Source organism: Mycobacterium sp. (genome assembly GCF_032159775.1).
In the GTDB taxonomy this organism is placed as follows: Bacteria; Actinomycetota; Actinomycetes; order Mycobacteriales; family Mycobacteriaceae; genus Mycobacterium.
Genome location: NZ_JAVHWK010000035.1, coordinates 16,252 through 39,683, shown reverse-complemented (window position 1 = coordinate 39,683; position 23,432 = coordinate 16,252). Strand labels below are relative to the sequence as shown.

General features: G+C 66.8%; 22 protein-coding genes. 13 read left to right on the top strand and 9 right to left on the bottom strand.

Annotated elements, in window-relative coordinates:
- Positions 1-89: 89 nt before the first annotated feature.
- Both QOJ24_RS03995 and QOJ24_RS03990 read right to left on the bottom strand, forming a co-directional pair.
- The gene (locus QOJ24_RS03995; protein WP_526259331.1) at positions 90-2,102 is read right to left on the bottom strand and encodes an SDR family oxidoreductase; all 2,013 of its coding nucleotides are present in this window, start codon (positions 2,100-2,102) and stop codon (positions 90-92) included.
- 54 nt (positions 2,103-2,156) lie between these two features.
- Positions 2,157-2,735: a MarR family winged helix-turn-helix transcriptional regulator gene (locus QOJ24_RS03990; protein ID WP_526259330.1), complete on the bottom strand. Its 579-nt coding sequence runs from the start codon at positions 2,733-2,735 to the stop codon at positions 2,157-2,159.
- Between the two features lie 86 nt (positions 2,736-2,821).
- Here QOJ24_RS03990 and QOJ24_RS03985 point away from each other — a divergent pair, with 86 nt between their 5' ends.
- From QOJ24_RS03985 to QOJ24_RS03975, 3 genes are all read left to right on the top strand, one after another.
- Positions 2,822-3,691 carry a MaoC/PaaZ C-terminal domain-containing protein gene (locus QOJ24_RS03985; protein ID WP_526259328.1) on the top strand — a complete coding sequence of 290 codons (870 nt, stop codon included), beginning with the start codon at positions 2,822-2,824 and terminating at the stop codon, positions 3,689-3,691.
- A gap of 29 nt (positions 3,692-3,720) precedes the next feature.
- Positions 3,721-4,602 (top strand): universal stress protein, encoded by an 882-nt coding sequence (locus QOJ24_RS03980; protein WP_526259326.1) that lies wholly within the window; start codon positions 3,721-3,723, stop codon positions 4,600-4,602.
- A gap of 65 nt (positions 4,603-4,667) precedes the next feature.
- Positions 4,668-7,991, top strand: a complete 3,324-nt coding sequence (locus QOJ24_RS03975) for a DNA polymerase III subunit alpha (RefSeq protein ID WP_526259324.1) — start codon at positions 4,668-4,670, stop codon at positions 7,989-7,991.
- Here the strand turns inward: QOJ24_RS03975 and QOJ24_RS03970 are convergent.
- Together QOJ24_RS03970 and QOJ24_RS03965 are read right to left on the bottom strand one after the other, a co-directional pair.
- Complete coding sequence (locus QOJ24_RS03970; protein ID WP_526259322.1) at positions 7,984-8,598, bottom strand: class I SAM-dependent methyltransferase; 615 nt, start codon at positions 8,596-8,598, stop codon at positions 7,984-7,986. The genes QOJ24_RS03975 and QOJ24_RS03970 overlap by 8 nt on opposite strands.
- A 1-nt stretch (position 8,599) precedes the next feature.
- On the bottom strand, positions 8,600-9,013 hold the full coding sequence (locus tag QOJ24_RS03965; RefSeq protein WP_526259320.1) for a TIGR03667 family PPOX class F420-dependent oxidoreductase: 414 nt from the start codon (positions 9,011-9,013) through the stop codon (positions 8,600-8,602).
- Between the two features lie 33 nt (positions 9,014-9,046).
- Between QOJ24_RS03965 and QOJ24_RS03960 the strand changes: the two genes are divergently transcribed.
- Positions 9,047-9,685, top strand: coding sequence for a nitroreductase family protein (locus QOJ24_RS03960; protein ID WP_526259318.1), 639 nt, complete (start codon positions 9,047-9,049; stop codon positions 9,683-9,685).
- Here the strand turns inward: QOJ24_RS03960 and QOJ24_RS03955 are convergent, their stop codons facing one another.
- Together QOJ24_RS03955 and mbp1 are read right to left on the bottom strand one after the other, a co-directional pair.
- Complete coding sequence (locus QOJ24_RS03955; protein WP_526259335.1) at positions 9,686-10,162, bottom strand: tRNA (cytidine(34)-2'-O)-methyltransferase; 477 nt, start codon at positions 10,160-10,162, stop codon at positions 9,686-9,688.
- 100 nt (positions 10,163-10,262) lie between these two features.
- On the bottom strand, positions 10,263-10,505 hold the full coding sequence (gene mbp1 / locus QOJ24_RS03950; RefSeq protein ID WP_526259316.1) for a microaggregate-binding protein 1: 243 nt from the start codon (positions 10,503-10,505) through the stop codon (positions 10,263-10,265).
- Between the two features lie 361 nt (positions 10,506-10,866).
- On the opposite strand from mbp1, the gene QOJ24_RS03945 reads away from it, so the two are divergent.
- From QOJ24_RS03945 to QOJ24_RS03925, 5 genes are read left to right on the top strand one after another with little or no spacing between them, the layout of a single operon-like run.
- Positions 10,867-13,758: a HAMP domain-containing sensor histidine kinase gene (locus tag QOJ24_RS03945; protein ID WP_526259314.1), complete on the top strand. Its 2,892-nt coding sequence runs from the start codon at positions 10,867-10,869 to the stop codon at positions 13,756-13,758.
- Positions 13,755-14,171, top strand: coding sequence for a roadblock/LC7 domain-containing protein (locus QOJ24_RS03940; RefSeq protein ID WP_526259312.1), 417 nt, complete (start codon positions 13,755-13,757; stop codon positions 14,169-14,171). Before QOJ24_RS03945 ends, QOJ24_RS03940 begins: the two co-directional genes overlap by 4 nt.
- 7 nt (positions 14,172-14,178) lie before the next feature.
- Positions 14,179-14,553 (top strand): DUF742 domain-containing protein, encoded by a 375-nt coding sequence (locus tag QOJ24_RS03935; protein WP_526259310.1) that lies wholly within the window; start codon positions 14,179-14,181, stop codon positions 14,551-14,553.
- A complete protein-coding gene (locus QOJ24_RS03930) occupies positions 14,534-15,115 on the top strand; it encodes a GTP-binding protein (RefSeq protein ID WP_526259308.1) in 582 nt (193 codons plus the stop codon). Before QOJ24_RS03935 ends, QOJ24_RS03930 begins: the two co-directional genes overlap by 20 nt.
- Positions 15,116-15,119: 4 nt before the next feature.
- Positions 15,120-15,683: a pentapeptide repeat-containing protein gene (locus tag QOJ24_RS03925; protein ID WP_526259306.1), complete on the top strand. Its 564-nt coding sequence runs from the start codon at positions 15,120-15,122 to the stop codon at positions 15,681-15,683.
- 7 nt (positions 15,684-15,690) lie between these two features.
- Here the strand turns inward: QOJ24_RS03925 and QOJ24_RS03920 are convergent, their stop codons facing one another.
- The 3 genes from QOJ24_RS03920 to QOJ24_RS03910 form a co-directional block, all read right to left on the bottom strand.
- On the bottom strand, positions 15,691-16,020 hold the full coding sequence (locus QOJ24_RS03920; RefSeq protein ID WP_526259304.1) for a DUF732 domain-containing protein: 330 nt from the start codon (positions 16,018-16,020) through the stop codon (positions 15,691-15,693).
- 158 nt (positions 16,021-16,178) lie between these two features.
- On the bottom strand, positions 16,179-18,788 hold the full coding sequence (locus QOJ24_RS03915) for an FHA domain-containing protein (protein ID WP_526259302.1): 2,610 nt from the start codon (positions 18,786-18,788) through the stop codon (positions 16,179-16,181).
- A gap of 30 nt (positions 18,789-18,818) precedes the next feature.
- Entirely contained in the window at positions 18,819-20,042 is a 1,224-nt protein-coding gene (locus tag QOJ24_RS03910; protein ID WP_526259300.1) for an NADH:flavin oxidoreductase, read from the bottom strand.
- A 40-nt stretch (positions 20,043-20,082) separates the two neighbouring features.
- Here QOJ24_RS03910 and QOJ24_RS03905 point away from each other — a divergent pair, with 40 nt between their 5' ends.
- The 4 genes from QOJ24_RS03905 to QOJ24_RS03890 are packed head-to-tail and all read left to right on the top strand — an operon-like array spanning position 20,083 to position 23,432.
- Complete coding sequence (locus tag QOJ24_RS03905; protein ID WP_526259298.1) at positions 20,083-20,934, top strand: bifunctional methylenetetrahydrofolate dehydrogenase/methenyltetrahydrofolate cyclohydrolase; 852 nt, start codon at positions 20,083-20,085, stop codon at positions 20,932-20,934.
- Positions 20,931-21,224, top strand: coding sequence for a DUF3017 domain-containing protein (locus QOJ24_RS03900; RefSeq protein WP_526259296.1), 294 nt, complete (start codon positions 20,931-20,933; stop codon positions 21,222-21,224). Before QOJ24_RS03905 ends, QOJ24_RS03900 begins: the two co-directional genes overlap by 4 nt.
- Before the next feature lie 52 nt (positions 21,225-21,276).
- Positions 21,277-21,909 (top strand): TetR/AcrR family transcriptional regulator, encoded by a 633-nt coding sequence (locus QOJ24_RS03895; RefSeq protein ID WP_526259294.1) that lies wholly within the window; start codon positions 21,277-21,279, stop codon positions 21,907-21,909.
- A complete protein-coding gene (locus QOJ24_RS03890) occupies positions 21,906-23,432 on the top strand; it encodes an FAD-dependent oxidoreductase (protein ID WP_526259292.1) in 1,527 nt (508 codons plus the stop codon). Before QOJ24_RS03895 ends, QOJ24_RS03890 begins: the two co-directional genes overlap by 4 nt.

The following is a 23,432-nucleotide window of genomic DNA, read 5'->3' as shown; positions in this document are numbered from 1 at the left end:
TAGGCCAGCGCCATCGCGTCGTCGACGCCCGTGTCGACATCTGCGAAGACGGGCTGCGGCACGGCGTCAACCATACGTCGGGTCGTCGGTTACCAGTGCACGCCGGGCACCAGCCGAACCGCGCGCTTCACGGGGCGGGGCATCCGAACCCTCGCCGCACGGACCGGCCGCTTCGGCCGCCGCGACGGAACAGGTGATCTCGGCACTTCGTCCAGCCCGCGGGCGGCCGCTGAATCCGGGTAGCCCAGGTACAGCTGGTGCAGCACCCGGCGGGACAGCTTCGGGGTGAAGTACGTGCCGATGTCGGCAAGCGTGCCCATCGGGGTGTCGATCCGTGCGGGCTTGTCGATCAGGCCTCGCACCACCATCGCCGCCGCGTGTTCGACGCTGATCGGCGGGACCGGGTTGAGCCTGCGTGACGGTGCGATCATCGGCGTCTTCACCAGCGGCATGTGGATGGTTGTGAACGTGATGTGGTCGGACAGTGTCTCGGTACCCACCACCTCGGCGAATGCGTCGAGCGCGGCCTTGCTGGGGATGTAGGCGCTGTATTTCGGGCTGCTGGCCTGCACCCCGGCGCTGGACACGTTCACCACGTGACCGAAGCGGCGTTCGCGCCAATGCGGCAGCAGCGCCAGCACCATGCGAACCGAGCCGAAGTAATTGACCGCCATCACGCGTTCGTAGTCGTGCAGCCGATCGGTCGAGACCGAGATCGACCTACGGATGGAGCGGCCCGCATTGTTGACGAGGTAGTCGACGTGGTCGAACCGGCCGAGAATGTCCTTCACCGTGTGCTCCACCGACGTTCCGTCGGTGACATCGCACGTGAACGCGTGCGCCTCGCCGCCTGCGGCGCGGATCTCGGCGATCAGGTCGTCGAGCGCTTCGGCGTTGCGGGCCAGCGCGAAAACCGTCGCACCGCGTTCGGCCACCGCGATCGCCGACGCGCGGCCGATTCCACTGGACGCTCCGGTGATGACGACGTGCTTTCCGACCAGTGGGCCTGCCGGGTCGTCGCGCCTTGCCCGGTCGGGATCGAGGTGTTCGGCCCAGTACCGCCACAGCCGCGGCGCATACGATGCAAAGTCCGGGACTGTTATTCCGGTGTCCCGCAATGCGTCTGAGGTGTTGTCGGCGGTGAAGGTCGGCATCAGGTCGACGACGTCCAGGATCTCGGCGGGAATCCCCAGCTGCGTCACCGCCATGTTGCGCAACACCTTGGCGCGACCGGTCGCTCGAAGGAACGGTGTGGCAGCCCCCCGTGGCAGTGAACCGCGCAACCGCGGTAGCCCCGCCGCTTTCGATATGCCGCGATAGATGCCGCGCAGGCCGATGGACTCGGGCGCGGTGAGATGGAACGTCTGGCCGTCGCGGTCGGGCGCATGGATCAACTCGCTGATGGCGTCGACGACATAGTCGACCGGAACGATGTTGGAGCGTCCGGTGTCGGGCAAGAGCACGGGAAGCAACGACGGCAGCCTTGCGGCTTTCGCCAGAATGGGGAAGAAGTAGTACGGCCCGTCGACCTTGTCCATTTCGCCGGTGCGGGAGTCACCGACGACCACCGCGGGCCGATAGATGCGGTAGCGCAGGCCACGCTCCGAGCGCACCAGCGATTCGGCCTCGAACTTCGTCTGGTGGTACGGCGTCGGCAGATCCTGCGCGACGTCGAAGTCCTCTTCGGTGTACTCGCCGCGATAGGTCCCGGCGACCGCGATCGACGACACGTGGTGCAACGTCGCGTCCAGCCGACGCGCGAGCGCGATCACCGCCCGCGTGCCGTCGACGTTCGCGGCGCGCTGCGCGTCTTCGGCGATGGTGACGTCGTAGATGGCAGCGCAGTGCACCACATGGTCGACGGAGCCGAGCTCACCGATGGTCTCCTCGGACAGCCCGAGATCCTCCGCGGTCAGGTCGCCGACCAGCGCCTTGGCTCGATCGCCCCACGGATGTTGGCCTCGGCCTGCGAGCCGCTCGAACCTGGTTAACGACTCCCGACGGACAAGGATCCAGACCTCCGCATCGGCGGACCGGTCCAGAATTCGCGAGACGACTCGGCGACCAATAAACCCGGTACCGCCGGTAACGACATAGCGCATGCGGTCATGGTCGTCCGTTGGCCGGCGAACGTCAACGCAATGTGATGCGGTCGATCAGCCCAGGTCACGGGCGGCGGACCCGTACGAGCGGTCGAAGTCGCCCGCGCTGGCGCGAAGCCGCCCGATCGTCGCGGTCAACGAGCGCGCCTGCGAACGGGTGAGGCCGGGGAGGCCAAAATCGATCCGTGCCAGCTTGTCGGTGGCGCCGTCGGCGAGCTCGCGACCGTCAGCGGTGATCGACACCAGCGTTGCCCGCCGGTCGTGGGGGTGCGAGTGCCGCTTGACCAGTTGTCTTGCTTCGAGCCGATCGACGGCCAGCGTCACCGTGGTGGCATGCACCATCAGGTGCCACGCCATCCGGCTGAGCAGCCAGGTGCCTGCATCACTGAGCTGCAGAGCTTTCAGGATCTGGAAGTCGGTCAGGGCGAGGTTGAACTCTGAGCGCAGGGCATGTTCGACCGCGGTCGTCATCAGGTGGTGCAGACGAAGCAGCGACGTCATCGCCAGAAAACCGGACGGATCGTCGTCGCTCTGCTGTTCTGCGTAGAAGCGCATCCATTGCACCGGATCGTGCTGCTGCTTGGAGCTCAGCGCGGATCCGTTCGGTAGATGAGCGGTCGATGGGTCGGCCACTCAGCATCCATAACCCAAAAAGCGGCCGCTCAATCCCCGCGCAACCGATCCCGATATCGTCTCCTGGCAAACCGAAGGGAGCATCAATGCCGATCGACCCGAACGCGATAGGTGCCACAACCGACCCGCAGATCTTCGAATGGACCGACCGAGACACCCTGCTGTACGCGCTCGGCGTCGGTGCGGGCACCGATGACCTCGCGTTCACCACGGAGAACAGCCACGACATCCCGCAGCAGGTGCTGCCGACGTATGCCGTCATCGCCTGCACCGGCTTCGCGGCGGCGGGCAAGATCGGCTCCTTCAATTTCGCGATGCTGCTTCATGGATCCCAGCAGATCCGGCTGTTCGAGCCGCTGCCGAGCGCGGGAAAGCTGAGCGTGGTCGGCGAGGTCGCCGACATCCAGGACAAGGGGGAGGGGCGCAACGCCGTGGTCATGCTCAAGGCGACGGGCACCAACCCCGATACGGGGAAGGTCGTCGCCGAGACGATGGCGACCGCGGTCATCCGCGGTGAGGGCGGCTTCGGCGGGCAGCCCGGGCAGCGCCCTGCGGCGCCCGAGATCCCCGACCGCGAGCCTGACTCACAGATCGCGCTGCCGACCCGCGAAGACCAGGCACTGATCTACCGGCTGTCCGGCGACCGCAATCCGCTGCACAGCGATCCCTGGTTCGCACGTGAGCTGGCCGGCTTCCCCAAGCCGATCCTGCACGGGCTGTGCACCTACGGGGTCGCTGGTCGCGCGCTCGTCGGCGAGCTGGGCGGCGGCGACGCGACGAAGGTCACCGCGCTCGCGTCGCGCTTCACCTCGCCGGTCTTCCCCGGCGAGACGCTCACCACCGCCATCTGGCGCACAGAGCCGGGCCACGCGGTGTTCCGCACGGAGGCGGCAAACCCGGACGGTTCGAACGCGCGGCTGGTGCTCGAGGACGGCGTCGTCGAATACACGGACTGAGCAGTCCTCGGTGGTACAGGATGTCCACCATGAGGCTGGTCGTCGGATACCTGGCCACTCCCGGTGGCGCAGACGCTGTTGCGCTTGCTGTCAGGCTGGCCCGGACGCTGGGCGCGGAGTTGGAGCTGTGCATCGTTCTGCAGCCCGACCGGGCGGCAACGGCGCGCCTGTCGATCGGTGACTTCAACGACCTGCTCGCCGAGCAGGCCAAGGAGTGGCTCAGCGATGCGGCGGTGCCGGACGACGTCGTCGCGCGCAGTCATGTGAGTTTCGCCGATTCGTTCGCCGACGGTCTCCTCAAGGAAGTCGCACGGCTCGAGGGGGACGCGGTCGTGGTGGGCGGCTCCGGCGGCGGGTTGGCGGGACCCCTTTCGCTGGGCTCAGTGGTCAACGAATTGCTGCACTCGTCGCCGGTCCCGGTAGCTGTGGCGCCGCGGGGCACCCGCCATTCCGACGTCGAGCGGGTTCGCGAGGTGACCTGCGCGATCGGTGAGCGTGAGGGCGCGGATCTGTTGTTGCGCACGGCGGTTCGGTTCAGCAAGGCGGCCGGGACGCCGCTACGCCTCGCATCGCTCGTCCCTCTTGACCCGACGTACGGTCAACTTCGCGGTGATCCGGAGGCCGTCCGCGAGCGCGCGCTCGAACATGCCCGGCACACGCTGGAGACCGCGAAAGACGCCTTGCCCGAGAGCATTCCGGTGACGTCGACGATCGTCGACGGGCCGACGGTCGAGGACGCGGTCAGCAAGCTCGACTGGCGCGACGGTGACCTGATCATGGTCGGGTCGAGCAGGCTCAGCGCGCCCAAGCGGCTGTTCCTCGGGTCGACGGCGGCGAAGATGCTTCGGGTGCTCGACGTACCGATGATGGTGGTGCCGCGAGACCAGCTCGACGACGACGCGCTGCCGTAGCCGCTGGCAGCTGACGGTAGATCCAGAATTTGTCCTATCGAACAAACGTTCGATAGGATGGTGCGATGGGCTGGCATAACGGGCCACCGAGTTGGACCGAGATGGAGCGGGTGCTCACGAGCAAACCGCGCCGTGCCGGCTGGCCCATCGACCAGCAGATCGGTGACGGTGGCGACAGCCCGGCTTGGTCCCGCAAGCGCGGCAGCTATCAGCCACTCGATGTGCAGCGGCCAACATCGGCGGTCCCGTATGCCGAGTTGCACGCGCATTCGGCGTACAGCTTCCTCGACGGCGCCAGCACGCCGGAGGAACTCGTCGAGGAGGCCGCCCGGCTCGATCTGCGTGCCATCGCCCTGACCGATCACAACGGGCTCTACGGGGTGGTGCGGTTTGCCGAAGCCGCCAAGGAACTCGACGTGCAGACGGTGTTCGGTGCCGAACTGTCCCTCGGTGGCGGCGATCGCACCGAGGAGCCCGACCCCCGCGGGCCGCACCTGCTGGTGCTTGCCCGAGGTCCCGAAGGGTATCGACGGCTGTCGCGCCAGTTGGCGTCGGCGCACCTTGCAGGCGGCGAAAAAGGTGTCCTGCGCTACGACTACGACGCACTGACAGAGGCCGCAGGTGGACACTGGCAGATTCTGACCGGTTGCCGCAAAGGCCATGTCCGTCAAGCACTTTCCAACGGTGGCCCGGCAGCCGCGGAGAAGGCGCTCGCCGATCTGGTGGACCGGTTCGGCAGCGACCGGGTCAGCATCGAGCTCACCAACCACGGGCATCCCCTCGACGATGAGCGAAACGTCGCACTCGCTGAGTTGGCACCCCGGTTCGGTCTCGATTGTCGCCGCAGGGGCGGCTCCGGTGTCGGAGTAGTCGCCACCACCGCCGCCCATTTCGCCGAGCCGTCGCGAGCGCGGTTGGCGATGGCCATGGGAGCGATACGGGCCCGCAACTCGATCGACGAAGCGGCGGGCTACCTTGCTCCCCTCGGTGGTTCACACCTGCGCTCGGGGGAGGAGATGGCGCGGGTGTTTGCACGATTCCCCGAGTCCGTCACCGCCGCAGCCGACCTCGGCGAACAGTGTGCCTTCGAGCTGGCGCTGATCGCCCCGCGGTTGCCGCCGTTCGATGTACCCGACGGGCACACCGAGGACAGTTGGCTGCGGCACCTGGTCATGACGGGCGCCAGGAACCGGTACGGACCGCCCGAGCGGGCGCACCGGGCATACGAACAGATCGAACACGAGCTGAGAACCATTGCCCAGCTGGACTTTCCGGGCTATTTCCTGGTGGTGCACGACATCACCCGGTTCTGCAGGGAGAACGGCATCCTCGCCCAGGGCAGGGGATCGGCGGCCAATTCGGCGGTCTGTTACGCCCTCGGCGTGACCAACGTCGACCCGGTCGCCAACGAGTTGCTGTTCGAGCGGTTCCTGTCCCCGGCAAGAGACGGGCCGCCCGATATCGACATCGACATCGAATCGGACCTGCGGGAGAAGGCCATTCAGTATGTCTACAACCGCTACGGCCGCGACTACGCCGCCCAGGTCGCCAACGTCATCACCTATCGCGGTCGCAGCGCAGTACGCGACATGGCCCGCGCTCTGGGGTTCTCGCAGGGTCAGCAGGATGCCTGGAGCAAGCAGATCGGCCAGTGGGGCAACCTCACCGAATCGACTCATGTCGAAGACGTACCCGAACCGGTCATCGACCTTGCCGTGCAGATCTCCAACCTGCCGCGGCACATGGGCATCCACTCCGGCGGCATGGTGATCTGCGATCGGCCGATCGCCGACGTGTGCCCGGTGGAGTGGGCGCGGATGGAGAATCGCAGTGTCCTGCAGTGGGACAAGGACGACTGCGCGGCAATCGGTTTGGTGAAGTTCGACCTTCTGGGCCTTGGCATGCTCTCTGCCCTGCACTACTGCATCGACCTGGTGGCCGAGCACAAGGGCATCGACGTCGACCTGGCCAAGCTCGATCTCTCCGAGCAGGCGGTGTACGAGATGCTGCAGCGCGCCGATTCCGTCGGCGTGTTCCAGGTGGAGTCACGCGCGCAGATGGCCACGCTTCCGCGGCTGAAGCCGCGGGTGTTCTACGACCTCGTTGTCGAGGTGGCGCTGATCCGGCCGGGACCGATCCAGGGCGGATCGGTGCACCCGTTCATCAAGCGCCGTAACGGCGAGGAGCCCGTCACCTACGACCATCCGTCGATGGAGGCGGCGCTGCGAAAAACTCTGGGTGTACCGCTGTTTCAGGAGCAGCTCATGCAACTCGCGGTGGACTGCGCCGGTTTCACCGGCGCCGAGGCCGACCAGTTGCGTCGCGCCATGGGTTCCAAGCGGTCGACCGAGCGGATGCGCAGGCTGCGCGGCCGGTTCTACGACGGCATGCGCGAACGGCACGGCATCACCGGCGACGTGGCCGACCGGATCTATGAGAAGCTGGAGGCGTTCGCGAACTTCGGCTTTCCGGAAAGTCATTCGCTGTCTTTTGCCTCATTGGTGTTCTACTCGTCCTGGTTCAAGCTGCACCACCCAGCCGCGTTCTGCGCCGCGCTGCTGCGGGCGCAGCCGATGGGCTTCTATTCACCGCAGACATTGGTGGCCGACGCACGCAGGCACGGGGTCACCGTGCACGGACCGGATGTCAACGCCAGCCTTGCGCACGCGACGCTGGAAAAGGTGGGCACCGAGGTGCGCCTGGGTATCGGCAGTGTCCGCCACATCGGTGACGAGCTGGCCGAACAGATTGCCGAGGAGCGAAAAGCCAACGGGCCGTTCACCTCTCTGCTGGATCTGACCGGCCGGGTGCAGCTCTCCGTCCCGCAGACCGAAGCGCTCGCGACGGCAGGGGCGCTGTCCTGCTTCGGTATCACCCGTCGTGAGGGGCTGTGGGCCGCGGGGGCGGCTGCCACCCAACGACCGGACCGGCTGCCAGGCGTCGGGGCGTCGTCACACATCCCGACCCTGCCCGGAATGACCGACCTGGAACTGGCGGCCTCCGACGTCTGGGCCACCGGGGTCTCGCCGGACAGCTATCCCACCCAGTTCCTGCGTGCGGACCTCGACGCGATGGGGGTCATCACGGCCGACCGGCTGCTGTCGATACCCGATGGAACCCGGGTGCTGGTGGCGGGGGCGGTGACACACCGGCAGCGTCCCGCGACGGCGCAGGGGGTGACGTTCATCAACCTCGAGGACGAGACCGGCATGGTCAACATCCTGTGTTCCCAAGGGGTTTGGCAGCGGCACCGCAAACTGGCGCAGACGGCGTCGGCGATGGTGATCCGTGGCCAGGTGCAGAACGCCACCGGGGCGGTCACCGTCGTCGCCGACAGGCTCAGCAAGCTCGATATGCGGGTCGCCTCCCGCAGCCGCGACTTCAGGTAGCGCTCTTGATCCACCGCCACTGTGTGGACCACCAGGTTGCGGCGTCGGGCAGGGCATCGCGCACGGCACCGACGACGCCCGGCCACCAGTCGGCGTTGAAGTCGTCTCCGGACAGCCAGCCGCCCGCGCGCACTTTAGGGGCCCACGCGGCGATGTCGGCCGAGACGCTCGCGTAGTCGTGTCGCGCGTCGATGTGCACCCACGCCAGCGACTGGTCGGGAAACAGCTGCGCAGCGGCAACCGAGTCGCTGATGAGCAGCTGCACCAGATCGGCTGCACCGCAGGCGATTATGTTGCGGTGCAGCAGCCCCGCGAACGTCCCGCCGCCGTACTCCACCGCCGGTCCGTGCGCATTGGTGTCCCGCCGGCCCTCAGGACCGCTGCCCCGCGCGGTGTCGACCCCGATCAGCGCGATGTCGCTTCCGCTGTCGCGAATCACCTCGGCCAGCGAGCAGAGGCTCTTTCCCAGATAGCAGCCCACTTCGGCGAACCGGCTGCCGTCGCCGAAGTGTGCGACGGCCTCCTCCTGCGCGCTGCGCCACTGGAACCATCCCGGGATGTCCTGCCACCGCCGGACCGGGCGTTCGAAATCGGCTTCGGTATGCATGTCAGCCCTCGGTCGGGGTAGTCCACACCTTGTCGATGCTGATCTTCAGCCGGGTGTCGTAGTCACCCATGGCGTCGGCCAGACCGAACCGTATGGCGTCCGCCTCGTACTTCGCCCAGTACGGGCCGTCCTCGCGCGGGTCGGCACCCGTCGCGTCGACCGTCGCCTCGCCGCCGACCACGATGATTCCCCCGCCGTTGCCGTCGGAGTCGAGGTTCAGGCTCACCCGCGGGTGGTTACCGATGTGTCTGACCTTGGCGGCGTTCGGCATCGAGTAGACGACGATGTCGGTGCCGTCGAAGTAGAACCACACCAGCTTCGGCACCGGCTGACCGGATTTGGCCACCGTCGTCAGCCACCCGTAGTGATCGGCCTGAAGTCTGCTGGACACCTCTTGTGTGAATTCGGCTGCCATAGAAGCGAATGTAGTCTGGCTAGTCTTCTAGATATGAACCTCAACTTGTCCGTCGATGACGTCCTCACCACCACCCGCTCGGTGCGCAAGCGGCTCGATCTGGAGAAGCCGGTGCCGCGCGAGGTGCTGATGGAGTGTCTCGACCTGGCGCTGCAGGCACCGACGGGTTCCAACTCCCAGGGCTGGCAGTGGGTGTTCGTCGACGACCCTGAGAAGAAGAAGGCGCTCGCCGACATCTACCGGCACAACGCGACGCCCTACCTCGACCGGGAGCGACCGACGCGCGGTGACCTCCGCGACGACCAGATCGGCGCCGTGATGAGCTCCGCGAAGTACCTCAACGAGCACCTGCACGAGGTGCCGGTGATGTTGGTCCCGTGCCTCGAGGGCAGTCCCGACGATGCGGTAGCCGGTAGCGCCGGGTTCTGGGGGTCGCTGCTTCCCGCGGTGTGGAGTTACATGCTCGCGCTGCGCTCGCGCGGCCTCGGGTCGGCGTGGACGACGCTGCACCTCGTCGGCAAGGGCGAGAAGCTGGCCGCAGAGGTGCTCGGTATCCCGTTCGAGCAGTACCGCCAGGGCGGCCTGTTCCCGATCGCCTACACCAAGGGCACCGAGTTCAAAAAAGCCAAGCGCCTGCCCGCAGAGCAGTTCGCGCATTGGAACGGGTGGTAGTCACTCCCCCGCAAGCGGGAGGTGCCCCCACGCGCCGTTGAACCCGTGCTGGCGCCACGCCTCGTACACGGCGACGGCCGCGGCGTTGGACAGGTTCAGCGATCGCCTGCCCGAAAGCATCGGGATGCGTACCCGCGAGGTGATGTGCGGGTCGGCCAGCGTGGCCTCATCCAGCCCGGTGGGCTCGGGGCCGAACATCAAGACGTCGCCGGGGTGGTAGGCGACCTCCGAGAACGACGCGGTCGCATGCGCCGTGAACGCGTACACCTGAGTCGGTGCGATCGTGTCCCACGCTGTCGCGAGATCGGGGTGCACGGCGACCGACGCCAGGTCGTGGTAGTCGAGGCCCGCCCGCCGCAACTTGGGCTCGGACAGCTCGAACCCCAGCGGCTCGACGAGGTGCAGCTCGCAGCCCGTCGCCGCGACCATGCGGATCGCGTTACCGGTATTGGGCGCGATGCGCGGCGAGAAGAACATCACTTTGAACACAACGCGCTATCTTCCCTGCGGGCAGCCTCCTGCGAAGCCGAAAACGCCCCCGGCCAAGAGGACTGGGGGCGTTTCGTTCGTACGGTTGTCAGGACTTGCTAGCAGCCTTCTGGCGCGATTCCTGCGCCTTGGCCTTGGTGCGAGCTGCCTCTGCCTCGGCCTCTTTACGGGCCGCCTCGAGCTGATGCGAGGCCTTGTCGACCTGTGCCCGGCCCTGTTCCTGAAGATCGTCGCGGCTCAGGATCAAACCGATGACCTGCTTGGTGAACCCGATAGCACCGGAGACGATGCCCCTCACGGCTTCGATCGGGCCGCTGTTGTTCTCTGCCATTGGATGCCCTCCTTCTTCGATGGCTGTTGTTCCTCCGTCGATACTTCGCCGGAGTGCTAGCTCTTGCAAGCACTTGTTAGCATTCCCACAAAGGGTTTAGGACACGGGGTGATCCGTTCGCGAAGATTGCAGGCTGGCTAAGCGACATTTGCTCAGACGTCGACTGAGGGCGAAATGGCATGCGCTCGAACCTTGGCTGTTCAGTAAGAATTGTGGAAACGGCCGCGCGCTACTGGCATACTCGATCAATTGCCAGGCGATGAACGCCAGCCCATAAAGGGGCAAAATCAGCAGGAAGCGTTATGAACCTCGCTCATGTAGGAAAAGACCTCGTCACAGCCGGTAGCGCGGTGGTGCAGCAATGACCACGTTCACCCAGCAAGAGCTGGTGGACGGACTGGTCACCGATGACGATGCGCAGACGCATGGACGGCCGAAACGACCATCTCGCTGGTCGCTGAAGAATTGGCCGGTCCGCTGGAAGGTGTTTGCGATTGTTTTGGTGCCGCTGATTCTGGCCGGCGCTTTCGGCGGGTTACGCATCTACTCCAACGCGATCGATGCGCGTGATCTGCAACGCGCAGCCGATCAGGCCGAAATGGTGCCCGCGGTCGTTAGCTACATGAATGCGCTCAACGGCGCGATGTCGGCGTCGGCCGCCGGTGGCGACGTGGCGGCCGCGATCGCCGCCTTCGACTCCAGCCGCGCCGAACTGGCGCGTCGGCTCAAGGACACTTCCGATGTTCCACCGGACGTCCAGAAGGGCGTCGCCAGCCTGCTCGAGGGCGGGCAGGCTCAGGTGAACAAGATCGGCAACAGTGTCCCTCTGATCGACAGGGTGACCGCCTACGTGCCGATCTTGCTCACCGCCGAGGACGCCATCACCGGATTGGTCCGGGTCGACGACCAAGGCATCCGGGCCGAGGCGCAGGGCCTTAGCCGCGCCGTCGGTGCCCGCGGGTTGATGATGATGGAGCAACTGATCGTCAACGGAGGGGCCGAACTGCCCGACCCCGAGCTGCGCTCACGGCTGGTCGCTGTGGCAGGCACCGAGCCGTCGACGCTGTTGGGCATGGCCCAGGTCCTGGGCGTCGGCTCGCCGGAGGCCATGCAGCTACAGCGCGAGTACATCCATCGCACGGACCTCATCTCCGATCCCAACGTGCCGATCGTCGCCAATCCCGAGCTCCTGGCGTCGCTGCAGATCACCGATCAGGTTGCGGCCACGTTGATCGACAGGACGGGGCCCTCGATAACCGGCGCCGTCGCCGACCAGGCCGCGGCGGCTCGCGCCGAAGCCATCCGTGACTCGGCGATCGTTCTCGCCGCGATCCTGCTCGCGCTGCTCCTGGTCGCCCTCGTGGCCCGGTCGCTGATCCGTCCGCTGCGCACGCTGCGCGACAGCGCCCTACGTGTGGCGCATGACGACCTCGCTCGTGAGATCGACCTGGTGCGCTCCGGCAAGGAGCCAGGACCCGTCGTGCCGATCCCGGTGCACACCACCGAGGAGGTCGGCCAGGTCGCCCACGCCGTCGACGAACTGCACGAGCAAGCCGTCCTGCTGGCAGGCGAGCAGAGCCGGCTGCAGTTGCAGGTCAGCGACATGTTCGAGACGCTGTCGCGGCGCAGTCGCACGCTGGTCGACCAACAGCTGTCGCTCATCGACCGGCTGGAGCGCAACGAGGAGGACCCGGATCGGCTGGACAGCCTGTTCCGGCTCGATCACCTGGCAGCCAGGATGCGCCGTAACGGGGCCAACCTGCTGGTGCTCTCGGGCGCGAAGGTGCCGCGCGAGCAGGCCGACCCCGTGCCCGTGGCGGCCCTCATCAATGCCGCCGCATCCGAGGTCGAGGATTACGCGCGGGTCGTCACCGCGACGGTGCCCGACAGCGAGATCATCGGATCGGTCGCAGGCGATCTGGTTCACCTGCTCGCCGAGCTGCTCGACAACGCGCTCAGCTACTCGCCGCCGATATCGCAGGTGCGGGTGTCGGCGGTGCACACAGGAAACGGCGGGCTGGTCATCGAGGTCAGCGACATCGGGCTCGGCATGACCGAATCCGATCTGCGAGTGGCCAACACGCGGCTGCAGTCCGGTGGCGAGGTGACTCCCTACACTGCGCGGCACATGGGTCTGTTCGTGGTCGGCAGGCTCGCACAGGAGCACGGGCTGGTGGTCCGATTGCGCAGCACCATTGCGGGAGAAGCGAACTCGGGCACCACCGCCGGGGTTTACGTGCCCGCGGAGCTGCTTCAGCGCTCCGGCGTGCGCGACCAGCCCGACACCGTTGCGCACAGCACCGCCACCGATGTGCATTCGGGCATGGCGACCGCAACGGCCCTCGGCGAGGCCGACAGCGACGACATCGACTACAGCGACTACAACGACTACGTCGACTACGTCGACTACGGCGACGAGGTCGGCGTGGATCAGCTCAATGGGCACTCCGAGCTGCCAGTCACTTTGCTGCCGCAACGCAATCCGGGTGCCAGCGGCATCTCAGGGTCCCCAGCCCAGGCGGAGCCCGAGCCCGTGGCTGAGTACGAGGACGATTACGACGACGACGGATACGAAGACGAGGACGAGCAGGAAGTCGCGTCCGACGACGGGTACGAGGACGAGCCTGCGATCGCAGAACAGCCGCGGCAGGCTCCCGTCGACACGTCCGCGTTCTTCTCCTCCCGCGATCAAGTGCTGTCGAACGGAACCAACGGAACCAACGGAACCAACGGGACGAACGGCGCACATGAGCACGAAGCCGAGCCCGACGATGTCTTACCGCAGATCGCCGAGGAGGACGCCTCGACGACGGCAGGCGCCGACGATGCGATCTATCAGCGGATGCTCTCGGAGTGGCTGGTCGATCCGAGCGACCTCGCGAACAGCAGCGACCTGAACTGGGAGTCGGTGTGGGACCACGGTTGGTCGGCGGCCGAAGCGGCCGAAGAAGCGCCGGTACAGGCGCACACCGACTCCGGGCTGCCGATGCGCGATCCCGGCGCCCGACTGGTGCCGGGTACGGCGGCGGGTCCGCAAGCGCGTCACGCCGCCAACGGAGTGCACGCCAACGGGGGAGCGCACCGCAGCCATGACGACGACGAGGTAGAGTCGGCGGCCGAATTCAGTACCGGTGCGCATGCGATACCGGTGCGCGATCCGGAAGCTGTTCGCGCGAGCATGAGCAGCCACTTCGGCGGCGTGCACGCCGCGCGCTCGCATGCCCAGGAGACAAGAGGAACCGATAACGAATGACGTATCCGCCAAGTTCGAAGCAGCGCGATTCGCTCGACTGGCTGGTCTCGAAGTTCGCCCGCGACGTACCCGGAGTGACCCACGCGGTTCTGGTGTCTGCGGACGGTCTGCTGATGGCCGCCAGCGAGCACATGCCGATCGAGCGCGCAGACCAGCTCGCGGCCGTGACGTCGGGCCTGGCGAGCCTGTCGACCGGGGCGTCGCAACTGTTCAACGGCGGCTACGTGTTGCAGTCCGTCGTCGAGATGGAGAACGGCTACCTGCTGTTGATGCGGGTCGGCGACGGCTCGAACCTGGCGACGCTGGCCACCACCGGATGTGACATCGGCCAGATCGGCTACGAGATGGCGATGCTGGTAGAGCGGGTGGGCAGCGTCGTCCAGTCGTCACGACGAGCACCACAACACTCGTGAGCGATGCGTGGACCATCTCGAGTCTTTCGCCCCAGACGACCAGCCAAACTTGGTACGGCCCTACACGCTGACGGCCGGGCGCACGGACTCGCGCGTCAGCCTTCCGCTGGAGGCCCCGATCGAGGCCCTGGTTACCGACAAGCCGGGGCGATGGCCGGGAAACGATGTGCGGGCACAGATTTGCGCGATATGCGGGAGCAGCCCGTCGGTCGCGGAGATCGCTGCCCGGCTATCGTTACCGGTCGGCGTGGCCCGTGTGCTGATTGGAGACCTTGTGGCCGCAGGACATCTCCGGGTGCGCACTACCCTGAGCGAACGGTCGAGCGTCGACGAGCGGCGTGAACTGATAGGAAGGACCCTCCGTGGCTTACGCGCACTCTGAGGGTCACGACAAGGCGTCGACGAAGATCGTCATCTCCGGCGGTTTCGGCGTGGGCAAGACGACGTTCGTCGGCGCGGTTTCCGAGATCATGCCCCTGCGTACCGAGGCCATCGTCACCAACGCGTCTGCGGGCCTTGACGGTATCGAGCTCACACCCGAGAAGCGGACGACGACCGTGGCGATGGACTTCGGCCGGATAACTCTCGATGAGAGCCTCGTGCTGTATCTGTTCGGCACCCCGGGTCAGCGGCGGTTCTGGTTCATGTGGGACGACTTGGTCCGCGGAGCGATCGGTGCGATCATCCTGGTGGACTGCCGTCGCCTCGAGGACAGCTTCGCTGCGGTGGACTTCTTCGAGGCCCGCCACATGCCGTTCCTCATTGCGATCAACGAATTCGACGATGCGCCTAGGCACGCGCCGCAAGAGGTGCGTAAGGCGCTGGCGCTGTCCGACGACATTCCGATCATCACCGTGGACGCGCGCGACCGGCACTCCTCGACGGCCGCACTGATCGCCGTGACGGAGTACGCGCTGAACGTCCTGCCGTCGGTACCCGGCTGAACGCGTGGCCGAAGCTGAAACCGTTTGGACTGAGCGAGAATTCGTCGAGCACGATTTTCGCGACGATGACCTCAGTCGGCTGCGAACAGAACGTGTGGTGTTCACCGAATGCGACTTCAGCGGCGTGGATCTTGGTGAGTCGCACCATGTCGGGTCGGCCTTCCGCAACTGCAAATTTCGCCGCACAACACTGTGGCACAGCACCTTTCGTCACTGTAGCCTGCTGGGCTCGATATTCACCGAATGCCGGGTGCGCCCGGTGACGTTCGTCGAGGTGGACTTCACTCTGGCGGTGCTCGGGGACTGCGACCTGCGTGGTGTCGACCTTTCGGACTGCCGGCTGAGCGAGACCAGCCTGGTGAAGGCGGATCTGCGCAAGGCGGTGCTACGTCGCGCGGATCTGCGCGGCGCCCGTACGCAGGACGCCCGGTTGGAGGAGGCCGACCTGCGGGGTGCGCGCGTCGACCCCACGCTATGGACCACCGCTTCCGTGCGGGGCGCGCGGATCGACATCGAGCAGGCGCTGGCCTACGCGGCCGCACACGGTCTCGACGTGCACGGCGGATGAGGGCTCTTTACCCCGGAGCCTGTGTGCAGTACGTGCCGCGCGCGGCCCTCACGACGACGGCGGCCTGATCGGGGGTCGCGCCGTATTGCGCCGCGGTCCCGTCGATCGCGCCCTGGGTTCCCGAGCCGATGTAGAGCAGGTGGCATGCCCCGCGACCCGCCATCAGCAGCGTGTCATCGTCTGCCGGCCATGCGCCGCGGACCGCGCCGAGGTAGTTGTTGTCCTCCCAGGTCAACGGGATGGGCCACGCCGATGCCGTCGTCGCGGTCGCGCCCAGCAGCGCTCCCGCGGCAGCCGCCGCGGCGATCAGGCGAACGCCCTGTTTCCTTGCAGACATTGCTGTCCATCCCTTCATGGCCTGCGGCGTCGGCGTTAGGCACGTGATTTGTGGCTCCGTAAATCCAGCCTAGCGTGCGTCCGACGGTGCTCAGTGCAGCAATATCCGCGGCGATCAAACGCCTGCTTATTTGTTAGCCAGCGACGGACGCCAGCAAGCTATCCACCCTTGAGGCGGATCTTGAACCGCACGAAGCTCAGGTAGCCGAGGCAGATACACCCGAGCATGGCCATGTTGAACCACCATGCGCCGGGAGTGTGTCTCCAATGCGAGTCCTGTGGCGTCAGCGGGCCCGGTACGAGCCTCAACAGATCGATCGTCGACGCGGTGCTGGCGAACCCCCACCGCGCCGGCGTGATCCAGGACAACTGGTCCAGCCCGATCCGGCCGGTCACCGGGATCATGCCGCCCTGGAAAACCAGCTGCGACATGATCGCGATCACCAGCAGCGGCATGATCTGCTCGTTCGACTTGGCCAGCGCCGACAGGGCCAAACCGACCATCGCTGCGGCCACGCAGCAGGCCGCCATGTCGACGAACAGCTCGAGGGTTCTGTTCGGGATCACCGCGCCGCTGGTGACGGCGCCGGGGCCCCACTTCTTGCCGTAGATGTTGATGGCGACGACGATCGCCGACTGCAGTACCGCGAAACAGGCGAAGACCACGACCTTGGCCAAAAGGTATGCGGTGGTGGACAATCCGACGGCCTGCTCGCGCAGGAAGATGGCCCGCTCGCCGATGAGGGCGCGGATCGTCAGCGCGGTGCCCATGAAGATGGCGCCCACGTTGAGCAGCACCAGGATCTGGCCCGGCTCGTTGGGTGCCTCACCGCCCCGGATCGCGGGGACGGGGACGCCGAAGCCGACGTCGCCGGGCACCGAGAGCGACAGCACCCCCATGATGAATGGCAGGAATGCCAGGAAGATGAAGTACCCGCGGTCGGAGATGATCAGCCTGATCTGGCGCCGGGAGATCGTCGAGAACTGCTTTCGCAGGCTGGTCTTCGTCGGTTTACCCAAATCCAGAGGTGTCTGCGCGGGCGGTTGCGGCGGTGCAGGCCCGTTGACAGCGACGTACCGCTGGTAGGCCCCGTCCGGGTCACGCGCGACGCCGCTGAAGATGTCGGCCCAGTTCGTCGTGCCCATCGCCGCGCCGATCTGGCTGGGCGGCCCGCAGAACGCGGTCTTGCCACCCGGTGCCAACAGCAGCACCTGATCGCAGACGTCGAGATAGGACAACGAGTGGGTGACCACGAGCACGACGCGGCCGGCGTCGGCGAGCTGGCGCAGCATCGTCATCACCTGGCGGTCCAGCGCGGGGTCGAGGCCCGACGTCGGCTCGTCGAGGATCAGCAGCGAGGGACCAGTCAACAGCTCCATCGCCACGGATGCCCGCTTGCGCTGACCACCGGAGAGCTTGTCCACGCGGGTCTCACGGTGCTGCGTCATCTCGAGTTCCTCGAGCACCTGCGCGACGACCCGTTCGCGGTCTTCTTTGTTGGTGTCCGGCGGCAGCCGCAGCTCGGCGGCGAACATCAGGGCCTGGTTGACGGTCAGCTGACCGTGCACAACGTCGTCCTGGGGCACCATCCCGATCCGGGACCGCAACGACGCGTACTCGGCGTGGATGTCGTGGCCTTCGAAGGCGACGGTGCCTTCCGTCGGATGGGTGTAGCCGGCCACCAACCGCGCGAACGTCGACTTGCCTGCGCCCGACGGGCCGATGACGGCGGTCAGCGTGCCGGGCCGCGCAGTCAGCGAGATGTTGTGCAGCAGCGTCTTGTTGCCCTCGATGGTCCACGTGACGCCGTGCACATCCAGGCCGCCGGTGCCGCTGGCCGCGGTGGTCTCGGTGCGGCGGACCAGGGTGCCGCCGCGGAACACCAGGTCGACGTTGCCGATGGTGACCGTGTCGCCCTCGTTGAGCAGGGCGCTCTCGACGCGCGAACCGTTGACGAAGGTTCCGTTGATGCTGCGGTTGTCACGGATCTCGGTGCCCGTGCCGGTCGGCACTAGGGTCGCGTGGTGGCGCGACGCCAGCACGTCGGGGATGACGATGTCGTTGTCGGTGTTGCGGCCGATCTTGACCGAGCCGGGCGCCGAGGACTCCGCCGGACGGCCTGGACGCAGGATCTTCAGCATGCTCGTCGCGAGGTTGCCCTCGCTCGAGCGCGGTGCGGCCCTCGGGCCGATCGCCGTCACCGACTCCAGAGCGGGTTGCGACAGCGGCTGCGCCGCGTGCTGAGACGCGACGCTCGGCGGACGGCTCGGATGTGACTGGGAGCCGGTGTAGCTGGGCTGCGGAGCGCTCGGGTAGCGCGGCTGCTGGGTCGACGGGTAGGGCTGTTGACCGGTGGAATACGGCTGCGGCCGGGAGACGGGCGGCTGTTGGGTGGGCCAGGCACCGCTTGGCCGACCCGTGACGGGAATCGACGTCGTCGGCGGCCTACCGGCGGACTGTTGCCTGCCCACCTCGAACGTCAGCAGCGGACCGTCCGGGTTGCCGATGTTGATGTTCTGGCCGTCTTGGATGTCGACGGTCGGCACCCGGCGTCCGTTGACGTACATCCCGTTGAGGCTGCCGTTGTCGATGGCTATCCACCGGCCCTGATCGAACCGCAGCACGAGGTGTGCGCGGGAGATCAGTGGGTGGGCGATGCGGACATCGGCGCGAAGGTCGCGCCCGATAACGACATCGTTTCCAGCGGCGAAGGTGCGGGCTGACCCGTCGTTCCGAACGGTCAGCGCGGGCGGGGCTGGTCGGCTCATCGCGGACAACTCTATAGGTAAGCCAATGTTCTACGACGGGGTTAGGGAGGTCGGGCGTCGGTCCGGCGACCCGGTCACCACGCAGTGGGTGTGGCTGTAAATGGTGGCCATGCACTTGTTGCAGTGTGTGCATGCCGAACGCACACTATGGGCGTCGCCGTCGTCTCGGATGCGGTTGAGCAGGTCAGGCTCGGCCAACAGCGCCCGGCCCATCGCGACGAAGTCGAAACCCTCAGCCATTGCGAGATCCATCGTTTCGCGGTTGGTGATACCGCCGAGCAGAATCAACGGCATCGTGAGTTCGGCCCGGAACTTCTTGGCATCGCGCAGCAGAAACGCCTCCCGGTACGGGTACTCGCGGAGGAACTTCTTGCCCGTCATCCGGATGCCCCACCTCAGCGGTGGCTTGAACGCGCCCGCGAACTCCTTGATCGGGACGTCGCCGCGAAACAGGTACATCGGGTTGACCAGCGAGCTGCCCGCCGTGAGCTCGAGGGCGTCGAGGCCGCCGTCCTCCTCGAGCCACTTGGCCGTCTGAAGCGACTCGTCGATCGAGATGCCGCCGCGGACCCCGTCGGTCATCGTGAGCTTTGCCGTCACCGCGATCGGCGTGCCCTCCTGCTCCACGGCACGGCGCACCGCCATCACCATGCCGCGCGCGACCTTGGCGCGGTTGGCCAACGAGCCGCCGAACTCGTCGTCGCGCCGGTTGATCAGCGGGCTCAGGAACGAGCTGGCGAAATAGTTGTGACCCAGGTGGATCTCGATGGCATCGAAACCCGCATCGATCGCGTACCGCGCCGCGGCGGCATGCGCGTCGATGATGTCGCGAATGTCGTCGGGGCCTGCCTTCTTGGCGAACCGCATCGACAGCGGATTGAAGAACCGCACCGGTGCGTAGGCCTTCGCCTTCGTGGTGCGGGCATTGGCCACCGGACCGGCATGACCGATCTGGGCACTGATCGCGGCGCCTTCAGCGTGGATCGCGTCGGTAAGCTTGCGCAGGCCGGGGATGGCCTCGGGGCGCCACCAGAGCACGTTGCCTTCGGTGCGTCCGCCCTTCGACACGGCCAGGTAGGCGACCGTCGTCATGCCGACGCCGCCTGCGGCGGGAAGCCGGTGGTAGGTGATCAGGTCATCGGTGACGAGCGCGTCCGGGGTTGCCCCCTCGAAGGTCGCCGATTTGATGATGCGGTTGCGCAGAGTCACCGGGCCGAGCTTGGCCGGGGTGAACACGTTGGGCGCAGTGTCCATGGTCAGAAGCCTGCCACATCGACATGTCAGACTGGCTGGCGTGGGTGCGATCACATTGGACGGCAAGGCCACGCGCGACGAAATATTCACCGACCTCTCCGAGCGGGTGGCGGCACTGACCGCCGCGGGACGCACGCCGGGCCTCGGCACGGTTCTGGTCGGTAACGACCCGGGCTCACAGGCCTACGTACGCGGCAAGCACGCCGACTGCGCGAAGGTCGGCATCACGTCCATCCGTCGCGATCTGCCTGCCGACATCAGCCAGGCCGAGCTCGACGAGACCATCGACGAGCTGAACGCCAACCCCGAGTGCACCGGCTACATCGTCCAGCTGCCGCTGCCCAAGCACCTCAACGAGAACGCCGCGCTGGAGCGCCTCGACCCCGGCAAGGACGCCGACGGCCTGCATCCGATGAACCTGGGCCGGTTGGTCCTCAACGAGCCCGCACCGCTGCCGTGCACACCGCGCGGCATCGTGCACCTGCTTCGGCGCTACGAGGTGGAGATCGCGGGCGCACAGGTGGTGGTGATCGGAAGGGGCGTGACCGTCGGCAGGCCGCTGGGCCTGCTGCTCACCCGGCGCTCCGAGAATGCCACAGTCACGTTGTGCCACACCGCGACTCGACATCTGCCGCAGCTGACCCGCGAGGCGGACATCGTCATCGCCGCCGCGGGCGTCCCGCACATGGTGACCGGCGAAATGGTCCGGCAGGGTGCGGCCGTCATCGACGTCGGCGTCAGCCGCGACGAGAACGGAAAGCTGGTCGGTGACGTAGCGCCCGACGTGTGGGACGTGGCAGGCCACGTGTCCCCGAACCCGGGCGGTGTCGGGTTGTTGACCAGAGCGTTCCTGTTGGTCAACGTCGTCGAGTTGGCCGAACGGTCCGCATGACCGTCGGCGAGTTCGCCCGCAAGGTGTTCCGCGGTCAGTGGCCGATCCTGCTGGTGGGCGTCATCTTCCTTACCGCGTTCGCGCTGGTGGTCGCCGGCTACTGGCGTCGCGGCGCTCTAGTACTCGGCATCGGCGTCGCCGTCGCTGCGGCGCTGCGGCTTGCGCTCACCGACGATCGGGCGGGTCTGCTTGTGGTGCGCAGCAAGGGCATTGATCTCGTCACCACCGCGACGGCTAGTGCGGCCGTGCTGTACATCGCCGCGACGATCGACCCGTTGGGCACCAGCTAGCTGCCCGCAAGGCAAAATTGCCCGCTGTGCAAATTCCGCCTACAGTGGGCATATGACCGGACTTCGGGAGCGCAAGAAGCTCGACACCCGACGCGCGTTGAGCGACGCCGCGCTGAAACTTGCATTCGAGCACGGCCTCGACTCGGTGACACGGGAGGCAATCGCAGATCTGGCGGGCGTCTCGTTGCGGACGTTCAACAACTACTTCACCGGCAAGTACGAGGCACTGGCCTACCGACAGACCGAGCGGCTGCGCCGCAGCATCGCCGTGCTGCGGGATCGTCCCGCCGACGAGCCGCTGTGGACGTCGATCGCCGAAGCCGTCATCGCTCCGCTCGAGGAGGACTTCCGCGACGCCACCGGTGAGGAGAACAAGATTCCGAGCCGAACCGAGCTCGCGGAGGTCCGAAAACTGTTGATGAGACCGGAGATCCGCGATGCCGCGAACAAGGAGCTGTTCGACGAGTGGCTCGAGGTGATCGCGGAGCGGACAGGCACCGACGCGGAGCGCGACCTCTACCCGCGGCTCGTCAGCGCCGTGGTGCGTGCCGTCGGTGACGCCGCAACCGAGCTCTACGTGCGGGCGGATCCCCCCGTCCCGATCACCACGCTGATCCGCAGCGGCTTCGCCGAGGTGGCCGCCGGTCTCCCCGAACCCGTCCCGACCACAAGGAGAAAGAAATGACCGTCGAAGCAGCTGACGTCGTCATCTCCGGCGCCGGGCCCAACGGCCTGATGCTGGCGTGCGAGCTGGCGCTTGCGGGCGTGCGGCCCGTCGTTCTCGACAAACTGCCGGGACCCAGCGATGAGCCGAAAGCCAACGGTCTTGTCGGACAGGTGATTCGGCAGCTCGACATGCGCGACCTTTATCACACCTTCGGCGGCGACGAGGGACCACCGAGGCCCGCGTACGGCTGGATGTTCGCGGGTCTGTCGCTGAACTTTCTCGATATCGAGGACAACCCGATGTATGCGCTTCTCATCCAGCAGCCGCGGGTGGTCCGGCTCCTGGAGAAGCGGGCGCGTGACCTCGGCGTCGACATCCGGTGGGGCCATGAACTGACGGCACTGCGCGCGGACGACGACAGTGTGGCGCTGACCGTCGCGACGACGGGTCGGGCATATCGGCTGGACGCCGGTTATCTGGTGGGCGCCGACGGCGGCCGCAGCACGGTGCGCAAGGCCGTGGGCATCGGCTTTCCCGGTCATACGTCGCCGACCGTGAGCAGGGTCGCCCATGTGCATCTGCCCGAAGAGCTCCTGGTGCCGGGCCGAGGATACGAGATCCCCGGATTCGGCCTATTGCCGTTCGGCCACAACAGGTTCCAAGACGGCACCGTCATCGCCTTCCCGCTCGATCCGGCGCGGCCGATGCTGGGGTCGATCGAGTACGGCTGGACTGTCGGCAGTGCCGACGGACCGATGACGCTCGACGAACTACGCGAAAGCCTCCGCCGCATCCTCGGCGTCGACGTCCCACTGGAGCCGCCGAAAGGGTCGGGTCCGCATGCGCTGCGCAGGCTCGACGGGACGAACTCGCGACAGGCCGAGCGGTACCGGGAAGGCCGGGTTCTGCTGGTCGGCGATTCCGCTCACGTGCACTCGCCGATGGGCGGTCCCGGGCTGAACCTCGGCATGCAGGATGCCGTCAACCTCGGCTGGAAGCTTGCCGGCGTCGTGAACGGTTGGGCGCCTGGCGATCTGCTCGACACCTACGAGTCCGAGCGCTATCCGGTGGGGGAGCGGGTGATGCTGCACTCGCAGGCACAGCTTGCTTTGTCTGCGCCAGGACCGGAAGTCGACGCGCTGCGCAGGCTCTTCGCCGAGCTGGTCGACAAGCCGGGAGTGACTGATCATTTAGGGCGTCTACTCGCAGGGTCCGACGTCCGCTATGACGGCGGTGACGACCATCGGCTGTCCGGCCTGATGGTGCCCGACCTCGTGCTCGAGGACGGCCGCAGGGTCGCCGAACTGCTCCGCGACGGCCGACCCGTGCTGCTCGACCTGTGCGGCGGTCCCGTACAGGCCGCCGCGGCCGCGTGGGCCGACCGAGTCGACGTCGTTACCGCCTCGATCGCCGACCGGCCGGCCGACGCGCTGCTCATCCGGCCGGACGGCTATATCGCCTGGGCCACAGACACATTCGGTGTCGCCGACGCCGCAAGGCTGCGCGCTGCGCTCACGCGCTGGTTCGGTTCGACCGAATGA